Here is a 17,922-nt window from a genome sequence, read left to right on the forward strand (position 1 = left end):
AGAACAACGATGGCCATCGTAGAAGTCAAGGTTCCGCAGCTTTCCGAATCGGTCGCCGAAGCGACCCTGCTGCAGTGGAAGAAGAAGCCCGGCGAAGCCGTGGCGATGGACGAGATCCTGATCGAGATCGAGACCGACAAGGTCGTGCTGGAAGTCCCCGCGCCGGCCGCTGGCGTGCTGAGCCAGTTGCTGGTGGAGGACGGCGGCAGCGTCGTCAGCGACCAGCCGATCGCGCAGATCGACACCGAGGCCACGGCTGGTGCCGCCGCACCGGCGCCGGCCGCAGAAGCGTCTGCAGCCGCGCCTGCCACGGCACCCGTGGCGGCCGCAACTGCGGCCGGCGGCTCGAAGGCCGGCGTCGCCATGCCCGCCGCGGCCAAGCTGATGGCCGACCACAAGGTGGCGCCCGGGGCCGTCACTGGCACGGGCAAGGATGGCCGCATCACCAAGGGTGATGTGCTCGGGGCCGTGGCCGCAGGCAGCAGTGCGCCCAAGGCCGCGCCGCAGGTGGCCGCACCGGTCAGCACGCCGGCGCTTCCGCAGGTGGCTGCACCGCTGAGCATGAAGCTCGGGGACCGCCCGGAGCAGCGCGTGCCGATGTCGCGCCTGCGCGCCCGCGTGGCCGAGCGCCTGCTGCAGTCGCAGTCCAGCAATGCCATCCTGACCACGTTCAACGAGGTCAACATGGCGCCGGTGATGGCCATGCGCAAGAAGTTCCAGGAGAAGTTCGAGAAGGAGCATGGGGTCAAGCTCGGCTTCATGAGCTTCTTCGTCAAGGCCGCGGTCGCAGCGCTGAAGAAGTACCCGGTGCTCAACGCCAGTGTCGACGGCACCGACATCGTTTACCACGGCTACTTCGACATCGGCATCGCGGTGGGTTCGCCGCGCGGCCTGGTCGTGCCCATCCTGCGCGACGCCGACCAGATGAGCTTCGCCGACATCGAGAAGAAGATCGCCGAGTTCGGCCAGAAGGCCAAGGACGGCAAGCTGTCGCTCGACGAACTGTCGGGCGGCACCTTCTCGATCAGCAACGGCGGCGTCTTCGGCTCGATGCTCAGCACGCCCATCATCAACCCGCCGCAGAGTGCGATCCTGGGCGTGCACGCCACCAAGGACCGTGCCGTGGTGGAGGACGGGCAGGTCGTCGTGCGCCCGATCAACTACCTGGCGATGAGCTACGACCACCGCATCATCGACGGCCGCGAGGCCGTGCTGGGCCTGGTGACGATGAAGGAAGCGCTGGAAGACCCGGCGCGACTGCTGTTCGACATCTGACCCGCACCACCCGAAGGAGCAGGCCATGGGCATTGCCGACGACCTCGAACGCCTGCAGGCGCTGCGCGCCGCGGGCACGCTCAACGACAGCGAGTTCGAACGCGCCAAGGCCCGTGTGCTGCAGGGCGACCCGCCGGTGCCGGCGTTCAACAAGCTGCGGCGCAGCCGCAGCGACCGCTGGCTCGGCGGCGTCTGCGGCGGCGTTGCCGTGCTCACCGGCGTGGACACCTGGATCTGGCGGCTGCTGGTGACCGGGCTGGCCCTGTTCGGCGGCACCGGCATCCTGCTTTACATCCTGCTGTGGATCTTCGTCCCCGACGAAGGCGCCACGAACTGAAGAAGACCCCGACATGTCCCAGCAATTCGACGTCATCGTGATCGGTGCCGGCCCCGGCGGCTACATCGCCGCCATCCGCGCCGCCCAGCTCGGCCTGAAGACGGCCTGCATCGACGAGTGGAAGAACGCCACCGGCGGCCCGGCCCCCGGCGGCACCTGCACCAACGTGGGCTGCATTCCGAGCAAGGCCCTGCTGCAGTCCAGTGAGCACTACGAACACGCGGCCAAGCACTTTGGCGACCACGGCATCGGCGTCAAGGGCCTGAGCCTGGACGTGGCCAAGATGATCGGCCGCAAGGACGACGTCGTGAAGCAGAACAACGACGGCATCCTCTACCTCTTCAAGAAGAACAAGGTCACCTTCTTCCACGGCACCGGCAGCTTCGTCGGCGGCACGGCCGACGCTTGGCAGGTGCAGGTGGGCGAGCAGGTGCTCACCGGCAAGCAGGTGGTGGTGGCCACCGGCTCCAGCGCGCGAGCGCTGCCCGGCGTGCCGTTCGACGAGGACAAGGTGCTCAGCAACGACGGTGCCCTGCGCATCGGCGCTGTGCCGAAGAAGCTGGGCCTGATCGGCGCCGGCGTCATCGGCCTGGAGATGGGCTCGGTGTGGCGCCGCCTGGGCGCCGAGGTCACGGTGCTCGAGGGCCTGCCCACCTTCCTGGGCGCGGTGGACGAGCAGATCGCGCGCGAGGCGCAGAAGGCCTTCGTCAAGCAGGGCCTGAAGATCGAGCTTGGCGTCAAGGTCGGCGAGATCAAGACGTCCAGGAAGGGCGTCAGCGTGGCGTGGACCAACGCCAAGGGCGAGGCGCAGACGCTGGAGGTCGACAAGCTCATCGTCTCCATCGGCCGCGTGCCCAACACCGCGGGCCTGAACCCCGAGGCCGTGGGCCTGAAGCTCGACGAGCGCGGTGCCATCCTCGTCGATGCCGACTGCCGCAGCAGCGTGCCGGGCATCTGGGCCGTGGGCGACGTGGTGCGGGGCCCGATGCTGGCGCACAAGGCCGAGGAGGAAGGCGTGGCGGTGGCCGAGCGCATCGCCGGCCAGCATGGCCACGTGGACTTCAACCTGATCCCCTGGGTCATCTACACCAGCCCGGAGATCGCCTGGGTCGGTCAGACCGAGCAGCAGCTCAAGGCCGCCGGCCGCGCCTACAAGGCCGGCACCTTCCCGTTCCTGGCCAATGGCCGTGCGCGGGCGCTGGGCGACACCACCGGCATGGTCAAGTTCCTGGCCGATGCCAAGACTGACGAGATCCTGGGCGTGCACATCGTCGGCCCGATGGCCAGCGAGCTGATCGCCGAGGCCTGCGTGGCCATGGCCTTCCGCGCCAGCGCCGAGGACATCGCGCGCATCTGCCACGCGCATCCGTCGCTGTCGGAGTCGACGAAGGAAGCCGCGCTCGCCGTCGACAAGCGCACGCTGAACTTCTGACTCGGCGGCCCCCTTGGGCGTCCGCCAGCTCTACGAGCAGACCCTTGCCGAGCGCGGCTACCGCGCCGACGAGGCGCAGCTGCGCGCCATCACGGCGCTGGAGCGCTGCGAGCGCGAGTGGGCCGACTACAAGGCGCGCCGGCGCAACGCGCTGACCAAACTGCTGGTGCGCCCGCCGATCCCGCGCGGCGTCTACATGTGGGGCGGCGTCGGCCGCGGCAAGAGCTTCCTGATGGACTGCTTCTTCCAGGCCGTGCCGTTGCAGCGCAAGACGCGGCTGCACTTCCACGAGTTCATGCGCGAGGTGCACCGTGAGCTGCAGGAGCTCAAGGGCACGGCCGACCCGCTGAAGGTGCTGGGCGAGCGCATCGCGCGGCGCTTCCGGCTGATCTGCTTCGACGAGTTCCACGTCGCCGACGTGACCGACGCGATGATCCTGTACCGGCTGCTCGAGTCGATGTTCGCGCACCGGGTCAGCATCGTCACCACGTCGAACTTCGAGCCCGACGGCCTCTACCCCAACGGGCTGCACCGCGACCGCATCCTGCCGGCCATTGCATTGCTGAAGCAGCACCTGGAGGTCATCAACGTCGATGCCGGCACCGACTACCGGCAGCGCACGCTGGAGCAGGTGCAGCTCTACCACTGCCCGCTGGGCGAAGAGGCCGACGCCGCGATGGCGCAGGCGTTCGCGGAACTGGCCGAGGCGCGCGACGAGGACCCGGTGCTGCACATCGAGCACCGCCAGCTGCGCTCGCTCCGGCGCGCCGGTGGGGTCGTGTGGTTCGACTTCGCTACCCTGTGCGGCGGGCCGCGGTCGCAGAACGACTACCTCGAGATCGCGTCGCGCTTCCACACCGTGCTGCTGTCGGGCGTGCCGCAGATGCCACCGCGGCTGGCCAGCGAGGCACGGCGCTTCACGTGGCTGGTGGACGTGCTCTACGACCGGCGCGTGAAGCTCATCCTGTCGGCCGCGGTGCCGGCCGAGCAGCTCTACACCGAAGGCCCACTGGCCCACGAGTTCCCGCGCACCGTGTCGCGGCTGCAGGAGATGCAGTCGGCGGAATACCTCGGCCTGGACCGGCGCGAGGTGGACACGCGCCTGACCTGATCAGGCCCGCAGTGCGTCGATGCGCACCAGCGCCAGCGACAGGTTGTCGCCGCCGCCACGCGCCCGCTGCCGCGCCTTGGTCACCAGCATCTCGCAGGCCTCGCGCGGCGGCAGGGTGTTGACGATCGCGCCCATCTCCTTGGGCGTGAAATAGTGCCACAGACCATCGCTGCAGGCCACCAGTGCGTCGCCGGGCTGCAGCGCGCCCAGGCGCCAGGGCGTGTGCGGCGGCTCCTGGTGCGTGCCCAGGCAGCCGGTGAGCAGGTTGGACTGCGGGTGCGTGTTGGCCTGCTCTTCTGTGATCTTGCCTTCGTCGACCAGCTTCTGCACGAAGGAATGGTCGCTGGTGCGGCCGGCCATTTCGGCGCCACGGAAGTGGTACACGCGGGAATCCCCGGCGTGCACGACGTCGCAGTGCAGGTCGGGCGTGACGAGGAAGGCGGCCACCGTGCTGTGCGGTTCCTCCTCGGCCGTGATCGCCGTCAGCTTGATCATCAGGTGCGACTCGTCCACCAGCGCCTTGAGCAACTCGGGCGCTTCGTCCTTGCCCGGGACGAAGCGGTCGAACAGCTGGCGCGCTGTCAGCAGCACCTGGTCGGCCGCCTTGCGGCCACCGCTCTTGCCGCCCATGCCGTCGGCCAGCACCGCCAGCGCGCAGCCAGCCACGCGGCTGTGCATCAGGATCTCCACCTGGTCCTGCTGGTAGGCGCGGTCGCCGCGGTGGATGCCGGTGGCGGCGGTGAGTCGGAACGGGGGCACGGTCATCGTGCGCGACTATAAACTCGGTGCACGCATGCGCCGGCCATGGAACAGAACCTGCATTCGCCGCAACGTCGGCTGATCGAACTGCGCATCGAGCACGCTGACCTCGACAGCCTGATCGACCATGGCGCCGCCGATCCCGCCATCGACGACCTGGCCCTGCGACGGCTGAAGAAGCGCCGGCTGGCGCTGCGCGACGAGATCGCCAGGCTGGAAGACCAGCTCGACCCGCCCGAGCCGGCCTGAGCATGAGCGGGCTCAGGCAGCAGGTGGCCGAGACCTTCGCGGCCGGTGGCGCGCTGGCGCGGCGCGAGCCCGGGTTCCGGCCGCGCGAGGCACAGAACCGGCTGGCCGATGCCGTGGGCCAGGCCGTCGAGGCACGCAGTTCCCTCGTCGCCGAGGCCGGCACCGGTGTCGGCAAGACCTTCGCCTACCTGGTGCCCTTGCTGCTGTCGGGCGCGCGTGCGCTGGTCAGTACCGCCACGAAGAGCCTGCAGGATCAGCTTTTCCTGCGCGACCTGCCGCGGCTGCGCGACGCATTGGGCGTGCCGGTGACGCTGGCGCTGCTCAAGGGTCGCTCGAGCTACCTGTGCCTCCACCGGCTGGCCCAGGCGCGGCTGACCGCGCAACTGCCCGACCGCTGGGCCGTGCGCCAGCTGGCCCGGGTGGAAGCCTGGGCCACGGCCACGCGCACCGGCGACCTGGCGGAGGTCGAGGGCCTGGACGAGCGATCGCCGGTGATCCCGCTGGTCAGCTCCACACGCGACAACTGCCTGGGCAGCGACTGTCCCGACTTTGCCCGCTGCCACGTGGTGGCCGCGCGCCGCGAGGCCATGGCGGCCGACCTGGTCGTCGTCAACCACCACCTGTTCTTCGCCGACCTCGCCCTGCGCGACAGTGGCGTGGCCGAACTGCTGCCGACGGTGGACGTGGCGGTGTTCGACGAGGCTCACCAGCTCGTCGAGGCCGGTGTGCAGTTCCTGGGCCACAACCTGGGCACCGGCCAGGTGATCGACGTCGCGCGCGACCTGCTGGCCGCCGGCCTGCAGCACGCCCGCGGCCTGCAGGACTGGCAGGGCCTGAGCGGCACGCTGGACAAGGCCGCACGCGACCTGCGCCTCGCCTGCGCCGGCGGGCGCAATGACATCCGTGGCACGCTCAAGCTGCGCTTCGACGAATGTGCCAGCGAGGACGCGCTGCACGAACCCCTGGCGGCGGTGGCGCAGGCCGCCGAGGCCGCGGCTGCGGCGGCCGATGCGGTGGAGGGCGCTGCGGCCGACTTCGACCGCCTGGCCCAGCGATGCCGCGAGCTGGCCGGCCTGACGGCCCGGTTCAACGCGGACCTGCCCATGGGCCACGTGCGCTGGGTGGACCTGAGCACGCACCAGGCGCGGCTGGTGGAGTCGCCGCTGGACATCCGCGCCATGCTGACCGAGCAACGGCAGAAGGCGCCGAAGGCCTGGGTCTTCACCTCGGCCACGCTGGGCGACGGTGACGACTTCGCGTGGTTCACGCGCAGCACCGGGCTGGAGGACGCGGCCCACCTGCGCGTGGGCAGCCCGTTCGACTACCCGGCGCAGGCCCGGCTGTGGGTGCCGCAGCGCATGCCGCAGCCCGCCGACGCCGGCCATCCGGCCGCCGTGGGCACGCTGGCGGCGCGCATCGCCCACCGGCTGCAGGGCCGCTGCTTCGTGCTGACCACCACGCTGCGCGTGCTGCCGCTGATCGCCGACGCCGCCCGGGCCTGGCTGGAGCGCCACGGTGGCGCGGTGGAGGTGCTGGTGCAGGGCAGCGAACCCCGGCGCTCGCTGCTGCAGCGCTTCGGCGATGGTCACGGCCGGCTGCTGGTGGGCTCGCACAGCTTCTGGGAAGGCATCGACATGCCCGGCGACGCGCTGCAGTGCGTGCTGATCGACAAGCTGCCGTTCCCGCCGCCGAACGATCCGCTGGTCGAGGCCCGGGTGCGCCAGCTGAAGGCCGAGGGCCAGGATCCGTTCGATGCCTACTTCGTGGCCGAGGCGGCGGTGGCCCTGAAGCAGGGCGCCGGGCGACTGATCCGCACCGAGGCCGACCACGGCCTGCTGGTGCTGTGCGACCCGCGGTTGCGTGGTGCCCGCTATGGCGCCCGGCTTCTGGCGGCACTGCCGCCGATGGGCGTCATCGATGACGAGGCACAGGCGCGGGACTGGTTGGCGGCGCTGTCCCAGCGCAGCGGCATCGAGCGCACTGGCTGAAAGTCGGTTGCAGGGTCAGGCTCGGGCCGGGAGTGGCTACCAGAACTGCCACCAGGCGCGGTCGGGCGCCAGCAGGCCGTCGCGCAGGAAGCGGCTGTCGGGGAAGTTCAGCTTCAGCACCCGGTCGGCACCGTCGCGCAGTTCGTCCAGGCCCAGCCGGTCGTAGCTGCGTGCCAGGATGTAAAGCGCCTCCTCGGCCGCGGGCGCGTTCTGGTAGTCGCTGACGGCCCGCTGGGCGCGGTTGGCGGCGGCCAGGAAGGCGCCACGCCGGTAGTAGTAGCGCGCCACGTGCACCTCGTGGCTGGCCAGCGCATTGACGATGTAGGCCATGCGGATGCGGGCATCCGGGGTGTACTTCGAGTCCGGGAACTGCTCGGTCAGCAGCTTGAAGGACTGGTACGAGTCGCGGGAGGCCTGCTGGTCGCGCTCCGACAGGTCCTGGCGCGAGACCTTGCCCAGCAGCCCGAGGTCGTCGTTGAAGTTGACCAGCCCGCGCAGGTACAACGCGTAGTCATAGGCCGGGCTGGATGGGTGGAACTTGATGAAGCGGTCCAGCGTGGCCACCGCTTCCTCGCGCTCGCCGGCACGCCACTGCGCGTAGGCCTTGTCGAGCAGCGCCTGCTGCGAGATCAGCGTGCCTCCCCCCAGCGCTTCCACCCGTGCCAGGTTGCGGATGGCGGCGTCGTAGGCGCCGTTCTCGAGGTCGGCGCGGGCCTCGGCGTAGGCATCCTCGGCGGTCTGGTCCTCCGGCCGCTTGGGCGCATTGCCGCAGCCGGCAACGAACAGGGCACAGGCCAGCACGGTGCCGAGGGCACGGGCGCGCAGGGGAAACCGGAGACTCATGGGCAGGGCAGGGCGCCGGCTGGCGCTCGCGGACAATGCAGTCATGGAGTATAGGTCGCCCCCTGCAGCAGGCCCCGTGACCAGCCCGGGTGCCGACGACGAGCCCGGCGAGGTCTTCGAGACGCGCGCCGCGCCGGTCGAGCCCGGGGAACATGGCCAACGCCTGGACAAGGTGCTGGCAGCCCGCGTGCCGGAGTTCTCCCGCACCTGGCTGCAGACCCTGGTCGAGCGCGGGCACGTGATGGTGGACGGCCGGGTGGCCAGTGTGGCCTCACGCAAGCTCCGGGTGGGCCAGGCGCTGTCGGTGCAGCTCGTGCCGACCGAGGAAAGCCGGGCCTTCCACCCGCAGGCGATGGCGATCCGGGCGCTGTGGGAGGACGACCATCTGCTGGTGCTGGACAAGCCTGCCGGCCTGGTCGTGCATCCAGCGGCCGGCCACTGGTCGGGCACCCTGCTCAACGGCCTGCTGGCGCGCCACCCCGGTGCGGCCAGGCTGCCGCGCGCCGGCATCGTGCATCGGCTGGACAAGGACACCTCGGGCGTGATGGTGGTGGGCAAGACCCTGGAGGCGGTGACGGCGCTGTCGCGTGCGATCGCCGAGCGCCGCGTGCAGCGGCGTTACCTGGCACTGGCGCATGGCGCCCTGGCCGACGCACACTTCAGCGTGGACGCGCCGATCGCCCGCGATCCGGCGTCGCGCCTGCGCATGGCGGTGGTGGCCGGCGGCAAGTCAGCCCGCACCGACGTGCACCGCGTGGCCGTGCGCGACGGGATCAGTGCAGTGCGCTGCGCGCTGCACACGGGGCGCACGCACCAGATCCGCGTCCATCTTGCGCACCGGGGGCACCCGTTGGTGGCCGACGCGCTGTACGGCGGTCGACCGGCGCTGGGCCTGCAGCGGCAGGCCTTGCACGCCTGGCGACTGGTGCTGCCGCATCCGGTGGACGCCACCGAGGTGTCGGTGTCGTGCGAACCGCCGCTGGACTTCGAAGCGGGCTGGCTGGCCGTGGCGGGCCGCATGCCGTTAGAATCCTGATCCTGAAGATGCGGTGATCCGGCTGGCAGCGTCCGCCGGCCCGCGCGGCCAGGCCAGACGCCGGCGCGCGGTACCCGCCGCACCCCACGGGTGGCGACTAGGTCGAGGCGACCCCCACCCATCCGCCTGGCACCGGCGCCATTCGCCCGCCACGCGGGCCTGCCCCTGGACCTGGACTGGCATGAACACATCGGATGCGAAACGCGTCCTCGAGACTGCGCTCATCTGCGCGCCTGCGCCGTTGCCCCTGCGCGAACTGCGTCAGCTGTTCGACGACCAGCTCGGCGCCGACACCCTGCGCTCGCTGCTCGACGAGCTGGCGAGCGACTGGGCGGGTCGCGGGGTCGAGCTCGTGGCGCTGGCTTCCGGCTGGCGGTTTCAGAGCCGACCGGAGATGCGCATCTTCCTCGACCGGCTGCACCCCGAAAAGCCGCCCCGCTATTCACGCGCCGCCATGGAGACGCTGGCCATCGTGGCCTACCGCCAGCCGGTCACGCGTGGCGACATCGAGGACATCCGCGGCGTCACCGTGAGCAGCCAGATCGTCAAGCAGCTGGAAGACCGCGGCTGGATCGAGGCCATCGGCTACCGCGAGGCGCCTGGCCGCCCCGCGCTCTACGCGACCACGCGGCAGTTCCTCGACGACCTCGGGTTGCAGAGCCTGTCGCAATTGCCGCCCCTGGAAGCGCCCGGTGGCGAGCAGGCCCTCGCGGGACTGCTCGCGTCCGGCGACGTGGCCAACGACGCCCCGGCCGTCGACCAGGCTGAACTGCCGCTCGACGGCGAGGCGGACGAGCCCGTGCCCGGGTCCGAAGCCCCTGTCGATCCCGAGGTGGCCACTGGTGTCGCGAACCGCGAACCATCGCTGGTCGACGCACCCGTCGCGCCCGGTGAAGGTGCGATCGAGCCGCCATCCGACGACACCGCCCTTTCCCGTTCCCCACAAGACGCTCCAGAGACCCCACGATGAACCCCAGCGACGCCGACCTGCCTGAACCCGAGATCGCGCCGTCCACCGGCGCCGACGACGCGCCGACGCCAAAGCGGCGGGCGCCGCGACGCAAGAAGGCCGAGACCGCCCCCGCGGGCGAGGCCGGGAAGACCGGGGCGGCCGCGCCAGCAGCCGCGGCCGAAGAAGCCGTGGTGCCCGCGGCGGCGACTGAGCCAGGGCCGGTGGCCAAGCCGGTGCGTCCTGCCTCGGCGGACGCAATGCCGGATGCTGCGCCGACACCCGCCGGTGCGGTGGGTGGCGAAGACGGCGCAGGTGGCGAACCGGGCGAACCGGGGGACGCGAGCAACGAAACGGGTGGCGAAGGACGTGAGGGCCGCCGGCGCAACCGCCGACGCGGCCGACGCCGGGGCGAGCGTGAGGGCGAAGCGGGCGAAGGCATGGGCGACGGGGCGTCCGCGACGCCGGAGTCGCCGGCCACGGCGTCGCCGGAACGCGTGGGCGAGTGGTTTGCGGAAGTCATGTCCGGGGCCTACGACGAGATCGGTGAAGCCCCGCTGTCGGCCGCCGACGAAGCCGATGCTGGCGGTGGCGAAAATGCGTCCGAAGGTGCCCCGGACGACGACGGCAGTGCCGCATCCGCGGGCGACGATGTCGGCTCCGTTGCGCCCGCCGGTGGACCGGAAGCCGAATCCGGCGCGCCCGGACCACACAAGCGCGTGCTCGCGCCCGAGGCCGACGCGCCCAAGCTGCACAAGGTGCTGGCCCAGGCCGGCGTCGGTTCGCGGCGCGACCTGGAGCAGATGATCGCCGACGGCCGCGTCACGGTGAACGGCGAGGTGGCCCACACCGGGCAGCGTATCTCCTTCGGCGACCGCATCCAGCTCGATGGCCGGCCGGTCAAGGTGCGCATCCAGCCGCCGCGTGCGCGCGTGCTGGCCTACCACAAGCCTGCGGGCGAGGTGGTGTCGCACGACGACCCGCAGCAGCGCCCCACCGTGTTCCGCCGCCTGCCGCGGCTGCAACAGGGCAAGTGGCAGTCGGTGGGTCGCCTGGACATCAACACCGAGGGCCTGCTGCTGTTCACCAACTCCGGTGACCTGGCCAACCAGCTGATGCACCCGCGTTTCGGCGTCGAGCGCGAGTACGCGGTGCGGTCGCTGGGCGTGCTCACGGAAGAGCAGCGCCAGCAGCTGCTTGAGGGTGTCGAGATCGACGGCCAGCGCGCCGCCTTCAAGAGCATCGAGGACGGCGGTGGCGAGGGGGTCAACCACTGGTACCGCGTCGTCATCACCGAAGGCCGCAACCGCGAGGTGCGCCGGTTGTTCGAGGCCGTGGGCCACGCGGTGAGCCGCCTGATCCGCATCCGCTACGGCTCGGTGGTGCTGCCACGCGGCCTCAAGCGCGGCGTGTGGGTGGATCTGCCGGAGGTGGACGTGAAGTCGCTGCGCCGGCTCACCGCCGCGCCGGTGGTGCCGCGCGATGCCCGTGATGGCGACGACGATCGACGCGGCCGCCGCAACCGCCGCAACAAGGGCCGAGGCGAGGGCCGAGGCGAGGGCCGCGATGGCCGTGACGAAGGCCGTCCGCCGCAGCGCCCGCAGGCCGAGGAGCGCCGTGCCGCGCCGCGCGAGCGGGGTGACGACTACGACGACCTCGACGACTTCGATGGCCCGATCCCCAACCCGCTGCAGCAGACCTACGACAAGACCCAGCTGCAGCGCAACAAGCCGCGGCGCGAACTGTCCGACGACGGTCCGATCCCCAACCCGCTGCAGCAGACCTACGACAAGCGCTTCGTGCAGAAGTCGCAGCCGCTGGGCGGCCGCAAGAACCGTGGGCCCAAGCCGGCCGACGGCCAGCCCGATCCGATGCAGACCTCGGTGGGTTACATCGGTGCCGATGCCTTCCACAAGAAGATGTCGGGCGGCGGTGGTGGTCGTCGCGGTGGCGGTGGCGGTGGGGGTGGCCGTGGCGGTGGTGGACGAGGCCGTCGCTGACCGCGGCCCACGCCCCCTGACCGCCGCCCGCGAGGCCACCCGGTGCGCCGTCCGGAAGGGGCCGCCACGCTACAATCCGCTGTTTTGCCAAGTCCTTGATTTCAGGAGAGCTTTTCATGGCCGTCGAACGTACCCTGTCGATCATCAAGCCCGATGCCGTGGCGAAGAACGTGATCGGGCAGATCTATGCGCGCTTCGAGGGCGCGGGGCTGAAGGTCGTGGCCGCGAAGATGGCCCACCTCTCGCGCGGCGAGGCCGAGGCCTTCTACGCCGTGCACAAGGCGCGCCCGTTCTTCAAGGATCTGGTCGACTTCATGGTCTCCGGCCCGGTGATGATCCAGGTGCTGGAGGGTGAGAGCGCCATTGCCAAGAACCGCGAGCTGATGGGCGCCACCGACCCGAAGAAGGCCGAGAAGGGCACCATCCGCGCCGACTTCGCCGACAGCATCGACGCCAACGCGGTGCACGGCTCCGACGCCCCGGAAACCGCGGCCGTGGAAGTGGCCTTCTTCTTCCCCGGCATGAACGTCTACTCCCGCTGAAAAGGCGGCTGAGGCTGCGGCGGTCATGGCGGTCAACCTGCTCGACTTCGATCTCGAGGGCCTGACCGCCTACTGCGACAGCCTGGGCGAGAAGCGCTTCCGCGCCCAGCAGCTGTTCCGCTGGATCCACCAGAAAGGGGCGTCGGACTTCGACGCCATGACCGACCTCGCCAAGAGCCTGCGCGCCAAGCTCGCGGGCGTGGCCGAGGTGCGGTCGTTGCCGGTGCTGTCGGAGCACGCCTCGGCCGACGGCACCATCAAGTGGCTGTTCGACGTCGGCGGCGGCAACGCCGTCGAGACTGTCTTCATCCCCGAGGAAGACCGCGGCACGCTGTGCGTGTCGTCGCAGGCGGGTTGCGCGGTGGGCTGCCGTTTCTGCTCCACCGGCCATCAGGGTTTCAGCCGCAATCTGGCCACGGGCGAGATTCTGGCCCAGCTCTGGCACGCCGAGCACCGGCTGCACCAGCGCTTCGGCCTGGCGCCCACCGAACGCGTGATCGACAACGTGGTCATGATGGGCATGGGCGAACCGCTGCAGAACTACGGCGCCCTGGTGCCGGCGCTGCGCGTGATGCTCGACGACCATGCCTACGGCCTCTCGCGCCGGCGGGTCACGGTGTCCACCAGTGGCGTCGTGCCGATGATCGAGCGCCTGCGTGCCGACTGCCCGGTGGCGCTGGCGGTGTCGCTTCATGCTCCCGACGACGCGCTGCGCGACGACCTCGTGCCGCTGAACCGCAAGTACCCGATCGCCGAACTGATGGCCGCCTGCCGCGACTACATGGGCGCGGCGCCACGCGACTTCATCATGTTCGAGTACTGCATGCTCGACGGCGTCAACGACAGCGACGAGCAGGCGCGCGCGCTGGTGGCGCTGATGCGGCGCGAGCGCGTGCCGGCCAAGTTCAACCTGATCCCGTTCAACCCCTTCCCGGCGTCCGGCCTGAAGCGCTCGTCGCCGGAGCGCGTGCGGGCCTTCCAGCGCGTTCTGCAGGAGGCCGGCTTCGTGACCACCATCCGCAAGACCCGCGGCGACGACATCGATGCCGCCTGTGGCCAACTGGCCGGCGAGGTGCTGGACCGCACGAATGCGCGCGAGCGCCTGGCGTCGCGGCGCGTGGTCGGCATCGTGCCGGCAGAGGCTGGGCGCTGATGCGCGGCCTGACCACGACCCTGCTGCTGGCGGCGCTGCTGACCTTGCTGTCGGCGTGCGCCGCGCCCACGGGCGGCACCGACCTGCGCACCGCGTCTGACATGACCGAAGCCGACCGGCGTGCCCGCCTGCGGCTGGAACTCGCGTCGGGCTACTTCTCGCGCGGCCAGCCCGAGACGGCGCTCGACGAAGTCAAGCAGGCCATTGCCGCGCGCCCGGACATTGCCGAGGCCTATGCGCTGCGCGGCCTGATCTACGCCAGCCTGAACCAGCCGGCGCTGGCCGACGAAAGCTTCCAGCGTGCCCTGCAGCTGGAACCGAACAACGCCGACACGCTGCACAACTACGGCTGGTACCTGTGCCAGCTGCGGCGCTGGGACGAGGCCTTCGCGCGCTTCGATGCCGCGATCGCGCAGCCGCAGTACCGTGACGCCGCCCGCTCGCTGCTGGCCAAGGGCCTGTGCGAGGCGCGAGCCGGGCGCGTGGCCGCGGCCGAGCGCACGCTGACGCGTTCCTACGAGATCGACCCCGGGAACCCGGGCACCGCCTTCAACCTGGCCGAGGTGCTGTACGGCCTGGGCGAGTACGAGCGGGCGCGCTTCTACCTGCGCCGGCTGAACGAGCAGCCGGCCACGTCCAACGCCCAGACGCTGTGGCTGGCAGCGCGGGTCGAGCAGCGCCTGGGCAACACCGCCGGTGTGCGCCGCTTCGGCGATGAACTGCGACAGCGGTTCCCGCAGAGTGCCGAAGCGCTGCGATTCGAGCAGGGCCGTTTCGATGGCTGAGGACGTGACGGGCGCATCGCCCGCGCCCACGGCAGGTGCGTTGCTGCGGCGGGCCCGCGAGGCCCAGGGCCTGCACATCGCCGTGCTGGCCGCCAACCTGAAGGTGCCGCAGCGCAAGCTCGAGGCGCTGGAGCGTGACCGCCTAGACGAACTGCCCGACGCCACCTTCGCGCGTGCACTGGCACAGACGGTCTGCCGCGCGCTCAAGATCGACGCCGCGCCGGTACTGGCCCTGCTGCCGCCGGCCGCCGGCGCGGGGCTGGAGCAGGTGTCGGCCGGACTCAACACCCCGTTCCGCGACAAGCCGGCGGCCCAGGACTTCGCCCCCGTGGCGGTGCTGCGGCACCCGGCCTTGATCGTGGTGGTGCTGCTGCTCGCCGGGGCCGCCGCCCTGTGGTTCTGGCCGCGTGGCGCCGGCGCACCGGTGCCAGCCGGCCCGGCCCCGGCGGCGTCCGAGGCGACCGCCTTGTTCCCGCCTGCAGCACCCGCCGAGGCGGCCTCTGCCGCAGACACGGCCGCCTCGGCTGCCGCTTCGGCATCGGAGCCGGCGTCGGCGGCCGCGGCCGACGCGGCGCCGGCCACGGCCGCCAGTTCGCCGTCGATGCCGGCCCCATCCGCTGAGGCCGCCGCAGCAACAGCAGCCGCCGACCCGCTGCTGCAACTGCGCACCACGGCGGCGAGCTGGATCGAGATCGTCGACGCGGGCGGCCGTACCCTGGTCTCGCGGGTGGTCACCCCGGGCGAGCCCCTGTCCCTGGACGGCGCGCTGCCGCTTCGCGTCGTGATCGGCAACGCTGCGGCCACCGAGGTGACGTTTCGCGGCCAGCCGGTCACGCTGGTGCCGGTGGGCAACACCAACGTGGCGCGCCTCGAACTGAAGTGAGGGCCCGATGAGCGAAGACTTCCTGGTCGCCCATGCCGACCCGCTGCCGCGGCGCAGCCGGCAGGCGCGCGTGGTCTGGGGGGACCGCGTGGTGACCATCGGCGGCGATGCGCCGGTGCGCGTGCAGAGCATGACCAACACCGACACGGTGGACGTCATCGGCACCGCCATCCAGGTCAAGGAACTGGCGATCGCCGGTTCGGAGATGGTGCGCATCACCGTCAACACGCCGGAGGCGGCCGAGGCCGTGCCGCACATCCGCGAGCAGCTCGACCGCATGGGCATCGACGTGCCGCTGGTGGGCGACTTCCACTACAACGGCCACCGCCTGCTCACCGAGCACCCGGCGATGGCGCAGGCGCTGTCGAAGTACCGCATCAACCCGGGCAACGTCGGCAAGGGCGACAAGAAGGACCGCCAGTTCGCGATGATGATCGAGGCGGCGCTGAAGCACGACAAGGTCGTGCGCATCGGCGTCAACTGGGGCAGCCTCGACCAGGAACTGCTGGCGTCGATGATGGACATCAACGCCCAGCGCGTCCAGCCCTGGGACGCGCAGCAGGTCATGTACCAGGCGCTGATCGAATCGGCGCTGCGCTCGGCGACCTACGCGCGCGAACTGGGCATGGCACCGGAGCAGATCATCATCAGCTGCAAGGTCAGCGGCGTGCGCGACCTGATCGCCGTCTACCGCGGCCTGGCCGCGCGCTGTGACTACCCGCTGCACCTGGGCCTCACCGAGGCCGGCATGGGCACCAAGGGCACGGTGGCGTCAAGCGCGGCACTTGCGGTGCTGCTGCAGGAAGGCATCGGCGACACCATCCGCGTGAGCCTCACGCCGCAGCCCGGCGAGGCGCGCACGCAGGAGGTCGTGGTGGCACTCGAGATCCTGCAGGCGCTGGGCCTGCGCAGCTTCAACCCCAGCGTCACCGCCTGCCCCGGCTGCGGCCGCACCACAAGCACCACCTTCCAGGAGCTGGCCAAGCAGATCGACGACTTCCTGCGCGCGCAGATGCCGGTGTGGAAGAGCCGCTACCCGGGGGTGGAGAACCTCAAGGTGGCGGTGATGGGCTGCATCGTCAACGGCCCCGGCGAGAGCAAGCACGCCGACATCGGCATCAGCCTGCCGGGCACCGGCGAAGCGCCGGCCGCGCCGGTGTTCATCGACGGCCAGAAGGCGATGACGCTGCGTGGCGAAGGCATCGCCACCGAGTTCCATCGCATCGTCGAGGACTACATCGAGCGGCGTTTCGGCGCCACCGCCTGAACCTTCGGGTGCTCCGGCGCCTCAGAGACTTTCCATGGCCGACCCCATCCGTGCCGTCAAGGGCATGAACGACCTGCTGCCGCCGGACTCGGCGCGCTGGCAATGGTTCGAGGACACCGTGCGCGCGCTGATGCGCCGCTATGCCTACCAGTTCGTGCGCACGCCCATCGTCGAGCACACGCCGCTGTTCGTGCGTGGCCTGGGCGAGGTGACCGACATTGTCGAGAAGGAGATGTACTCCTTCGTCGACAGCATGAACGGCGACCCGCTGACGCTGCGTCCCGAGGGCACGGCCGGTGTGGTGCGTGCGATGGTGGAGCACAACGCGCTCTACGACGGCGGCAAGCGCCTGTTCTACATCGGCCCGATGTTCCGCCACGAGCGGCCGCAGCGTGGGCGCTACCGCCAGTTCCACCAGGTCGGCGTGGAGGCCCTGGGCTACGCCGGGCCGGAGGTGGATGCCGAGGTCATCCTGATGTGCCGCGCCCTGTGGCAGGACCTGGGCCTGGGCGAGGTGCGGCTGGACATCAACAGCCTGGGCCAGCCCGACGAACGGCGCGCCCACCGCGCGGCGCTGATCGCGCACTTCGAGGCGCACCGCGACCAGCTGGATGCCGACGCCCAGCGCCGCCTGCACAGCAACCCGCTGCGCATCCTGGACACCAAGAACCCGGCGATGCAGCCGCTGGTGGAGGCCGCGCCGCAGCTGATGAGCTACCTCGGCGAGGCGTCGCTGAAGCACTTCGATGCGCTCAAGGCGATGCTCGATGCCGCTGGCCAGCCCTTCCGTGTCAACCCGCGCCTGGTGCGTGGCATGGACTACTACAACCTCACCGTCTTCGAGTGGGTGACCGACAAGCTCGGCGCCCAGGGCACGATCTGCGGCGGCGGCCGCTACGACGGGCTGATGGAACTGGTGGGCGGCAAGCCGGCGCCGGGCATTGGCTGGGGCATGGGCATCGAGCGCGTGCTCGACCTGGTGCAGCAGATCGGCAGCGCACCGCCCGCGCCGGTGCCCGATGCCTACGCCATCGTGCCTGACGCGGCGGCGATGCCCGTGGCCGTGCGCACCGTGGAGGTCCTGCGTGCCGCCGGGCTGGCGGTGCAGCTGCACGCCGGCGGCGGCAGCATGAAGACGCAGTTCAAGAAGGCCGATGCCTCCGGTGCGCGCCACGCGCTGATCTTCGGCGGCGACGAGCTGGCCCGCGCGGAAGTGGCCGTCAAGCCGCTGCGCGATGCCACCGCCGCGCAGGTCAGCCAGCCGCTGGCCGATCCCGCCGCCTGGGCCGCCAGCCTGCGCAACGCATAATCCC

17 protein-coding genes are annotated in these 17,922 nt (G+C 70.9%); 15 read left to right on the top strand and 2 right to left on the bottom strand.

The window, feature by feature from the left end:
• The first annotated feature begins 9 nt into the window (after positions 1-9).
• Genes odhB through zapE form a run of 4 tightly spaced genes read left to right on the top strand, consistent with a single transcriptional unit; the run spans position 10 to position 4,155 of the window.
• Positions 10-1,275, top strand: a complete 1,266-nt coding sequence (gene odhB, locus ENE75_RS04685) for a 2-oxoglutarate dehydrogenase complex dihydrolipoyllysine-residue succinyltransferase (protein ID WP_128196069.1) — start codon at positions 10-12, stop codon at positions 1,273-1,275.
• 25 nt (positions 1,276-1,300) lie between these two features.
• The gene (locus tag ENE75_RS04690; protein ID WP_128196071.1) at positions 1,301-1,612 is read left to right on the top strand and encodes a PspC domain-containing protein; all 312 of its coding nucleotides are present in this window, start codon (positions 1,301-1,303) and stop codon (positions 1,610-1,612) included.
• Positions 1,613-1,625: 13 nt separating this feature from the next.
• On the top strand, positions 1,626-3,044 hold the full coding sequence (gene lpdA, locus ENE75_RS04695) for a dihydrolipoyl dehydrogenase (RefSeq protein WP_128196074.1): 1,419 nt from the start codon (positions 1,626-1,628) through the stop codon (positions 3,042-3,044).
• Positions 3,045-3,057: 13 nt separating this feature from the next.
• Complete coding sequence (gene zapE, locus ENE75_RS04700) at positions 3,058-4,155, top strand: cell division protein ZapE (RefSeq protein WP_128196076.1); 1,098 nt, start codon at positions 3,058-3,060, stop codon at positions 4,153-4,155.
• On the opposite strand, the gene ENE75_RS04705 is transcribed toward zapE, so the two are convergent.
• Positions 4,156-4,920 carry a PP2C family protein-serine/threonine phosphatase gene (locus ENE75_RS04705; protein WP_128196078.1) on the bottom strand — a complete coding sequence of 255 codons (765 nt, stop codon included), beginning with the start codon at positions 4,918-4,920 and terminating at the stop codon, positions 4,156-4,158.
• 39 nt (positions 4,921-4,959) lie between these two features.
• On the opposite strand from ENE75_RS04705, the gene ENE75_RS04710 reads away from it, so the two are divergent.
• Positions 4,960-5,163, top strand: a complete 204-nt coding sequence (locus tag ENE75_RS04710) for a YdcH family protein (RefSeq protein WP_128196080.1) — start codon at positions 4,960-4,962, stop codon at positions 5,161-5,163.
• Between the two features lie 2 nt (positions 5,164-5,165).
• Positions 5,166-7,151: a DNA repair helicase YoaA gene (gene yoaA / locus ENE75_RS04715; RefSeq protein WP_128196082.1), complete on the top strand. Its 1,986-nt coding sequence runs from the start codon at positions 5,166-5,168 to the stop codon at positions 7,149-7,151.
• Between the two features lie 36 nt (positions 7,152-7,187).
• Here the strand turns inward: yoaA and ENE75_RS04720 are convergent, their stop codons facing one another.
• Positions 7,188-7,994: an outer membrane protein assembly factor BamD gene (locus tag ENE75_RS04720; protein WP_128196084.1), complete on the bottom strand. Its 807-nt coding sequence runs from the start codon at positions 7,992-7,994 to the stop codon at positions 7,188-7,190.
• A 43-nt stretch (positions 7,995-8,037) separates the two neighbouring features.
• On the opposite strand from ENE75_RS04720, the gene ENE75_RS04725 reads away from it, so the two are divergent.
• The 9 genes from ENE75_RS04725 (at position 8,038) to hisS (ending at position 17,918) form a co-directional block, all read left to right on the top strand.
• Complete coding sequence (locus ENE75_RS04725; protein WP_128196086.1) at positions 8,038-9,030, top strand: RluA family pseudouridine synthase; 993 nt, start codon at positions 8,038-8,040, stop codon at positions 9,028-9,030.
• A gap of 181 nt (positions 9,031-9,211) precedes the next feature.
• Positions 9,212-10,000 carry an SMC-Scp complex subunit ScpB gene (gene scpB, locus ENE75_RS04730; RefSeq protein WP_128196088.1) on the top strand — a complete coding sequence of 263 codons (789 nt, stop codon included), beginning with the start codon at positions 9,212-9,214 and terminating at the stop codon, positions 9,998-10,000.
• The gene (locus ENE75_RS04735; protein ID WP_128196090.1) at positions 9,997-11,979 is read left to right on the top strand and encodes a pseudouridine synthase; all 1,983 of its coding nucleotides are present in this window, start codon (positions 9,997-9,999) and stop codon (positions 11,977-11,979) included. The genes scpB and ENE75_RS04735 overlap by 4 nt, the downstream gene beginning before the upstream one ends.
• Positions 11,980-12,095: 116 nt before the next feature.
• Positions 12,096-12,521 (top strand): nucleoside-diphosphate kinase, encoded by a 426-nt coding sequence (gene ndk, locus ENE75_RS04740; protein WP_128196092.1) that lies wholly within the window; start codon positions 12,096-12,098, stop codon positions 12,519-12,521.
• Between the two features lie 25 nt (positions 12,522-12,546).
• A complete protein-coding gene (gene rlmN, locus ENE75_RS04745; protein WP_128196094.1) occupies positions 12,547-13,674 on the top strand; it encodes a dual-specificity RNA methyltransferase RlmN in 1,128 nt (375 codons plus the stop codon).
• A complete protein-coding gene (gene pilW / locus ENE75_RS04750) occupies positions 13,674-14,459 on the top strand; it encodes a type IV pilus biogenesis/stability protein PilW (RefSeq protein WP_128196096.1) in 786 nt (261 codons plus the stop codon). Before rlmN ends, pilW begins: the two co-directional genes overlap by 1 nt.
• Positions 14,452-15,342 carry a helix-turn-helix domain-containing protein gene (locus ENE75_RS04755; RefSeq protein ID WP_128196098.1) on the top strand — a complete coding sequence of 297 codons (891 nt, stop codon included), beginning with the start codon at positions 14,452-14,454 and terminating at the stop codon, positions 15,340-15,342. The genes pilW and ENE75_RS04755 overlap by 8 nt, the downstream gene beginning before the upstream one ends.
• Before the next feature lie 7 nt (positions 15,343-15,349).
• Positions 15,350-16,609 (top strand): flavodoxin-dependent (E)-4-hydroxy-3-methylbut-2-enyl-diphosphate synthase, encoded by a 1,260-nt coding sequence (gene ispG, locus ENE75_RS04760; RefSeq protein ID WP_128196101.1) that lies wholly within the window; start codon positions 15,350-15,352, stop codon positions 16,607-16,609.
• 34 nt (positions 16,610-16,643) lie between these two features.
• Positions 16,644-17,918 carry a histidine--tRNA ligase gene (hisS, locus tag ENE75_RS04765; protein WP_128196103.1) on the top strand — a complete coding sequence of 425 codons (1,275 nt, stop codon included), beginning with the start codon at positions 16,644-16,646 and terminating at the stop codon, positions 17,916-17,918.
• Positions 17,919-17,922: the final 4 nt, after the last annotated feature.

Source organism: Rubrivivax albus (genome assembly GCF_004016515.1).
Lineage (GTDB): Bacteria > Pseudomonadota > Gammaproteobacteria > Burkholderiales > Burkholderiaceae_C > Rubrivivax > Rubrivivax albus.

What these genes read in the sequence shown, in the direction of transcription:
- odhB (WP_128196069.1), top strand. Translation starts at nt 10, where the DNA reads ATGGCCATCGTAGAAGTCAAGGTTCCGCAGCTTTCCGAATCGGTCGCC.
- ENE75_RS04690 (WP_128196071.1), top strand. Translation starts at nt 1,301, where the DNA reads ATGGGCATTGCCGACGACCTCGAACGCCTGCAGGCGCTGCGCGCCGCG.
- lpdA (WP_128196074.1), top strand. Translation starts at nt 1,626, where the DNA reads ATGTCCCAGCAATTCGACGTCATCGTGATCGGTGCCGGCCCCGGCGGC.
- ENE75_RS04705 (WP_128196078.1), bottom strand. Translation starts at nt 4,920, where the DNA reads ATGACCGTGCCCCCGTTCCGACTCACCGCCGCCACCGGCATCCACCGC.
- ENE75_RS04710 (WP_128196080.1), top strand. Translation starts at nt 4,960, where the DNA reads ATGGAACAGAACCTGCATTCGCCGCAACGTCGGCTGATCGAACTGCGC.
- yoaA (WP_128196082.1), top strand. Translation starts at nt 5,166, where the DNA reads ATGAGCGGGCTCAGGCAGCAGGTGGCCGAGACCTTCGCGGCCGGTGGC.
- ENE75_RS04720 (WP_128196084.1), bottom strand. Translation starts at nt 7,994, where the DNA reads ATGAGTCTCCGGTTTCCCCTGCGCGCCCGTGCCCTCGGCACCGTGCTG.
- ENE75_RS04725 (WP_128196086.1), top strand. Translation starts at nt 8,038, where the DNA reads ATGGAGTATAGGTCGCCCCCTGCAGCAGGCCCCGTGACCAGCCCGGGT.
- scpB (WP_128196088.1), top strand. Translation starts at nt 9,212, where the DNA reads ATGAACACATCGGATGCGAAACGCGTCCTCGAGACTGCGCTCATCTGC.
- ENE75_RS04735 (WP_128196090.1), top strand. Translation starts at nt 9,997, where the DNA reads ATGAACCCCAGCGACGCCGACCTGCCTGAACCCGAGATCGCGCCGTCC.
- ndk (WP_128196092.1), top strand. Translation starts at nt 12,096, where the DNA reads ATGGCCGTCGAACGTACCCTGTCGATCATCAAGCCCGATGCCGTGGCG.
- rlmN (WP_128196094.1), top strand. Translation starts at nt 12,547, where the DNA reads ATGGCGGTCAACCTGCTCGACTTCGATCTCGAGGGCCTGACCGCCTAC.
- pilW (WP_128196096.1), top strand. Translation starts at nt 13,674, where the DNA reads ATGCGCGGCCTGACCACGACCCTGCTGCTGGCGGCGCTGCTGACCTTG.
- ENE75_RS04755 (WP_128196098.1), top strand. Translation starts at nt 14,452, where the DNA reads ATGGCTGAGGACGTGACGGGCGCATCGCCCGCGCCCACGGCAGGTGCG.
- ispG (WP_128196101.1), top strand. Translation starts at nt 15,350, where the DNA reads ATGAGCGAAGACTTCCTGGTCGCCCATGCCGACCCGCTGCCGCGGCGC.
- hisS (WP_128196103.1), top strand. Translation starts at nt 16,644, where the DNA reads ATGGCCGACCCCATCCGTGCCGTCAAGGGCATGAACGACCTGCTGCCG.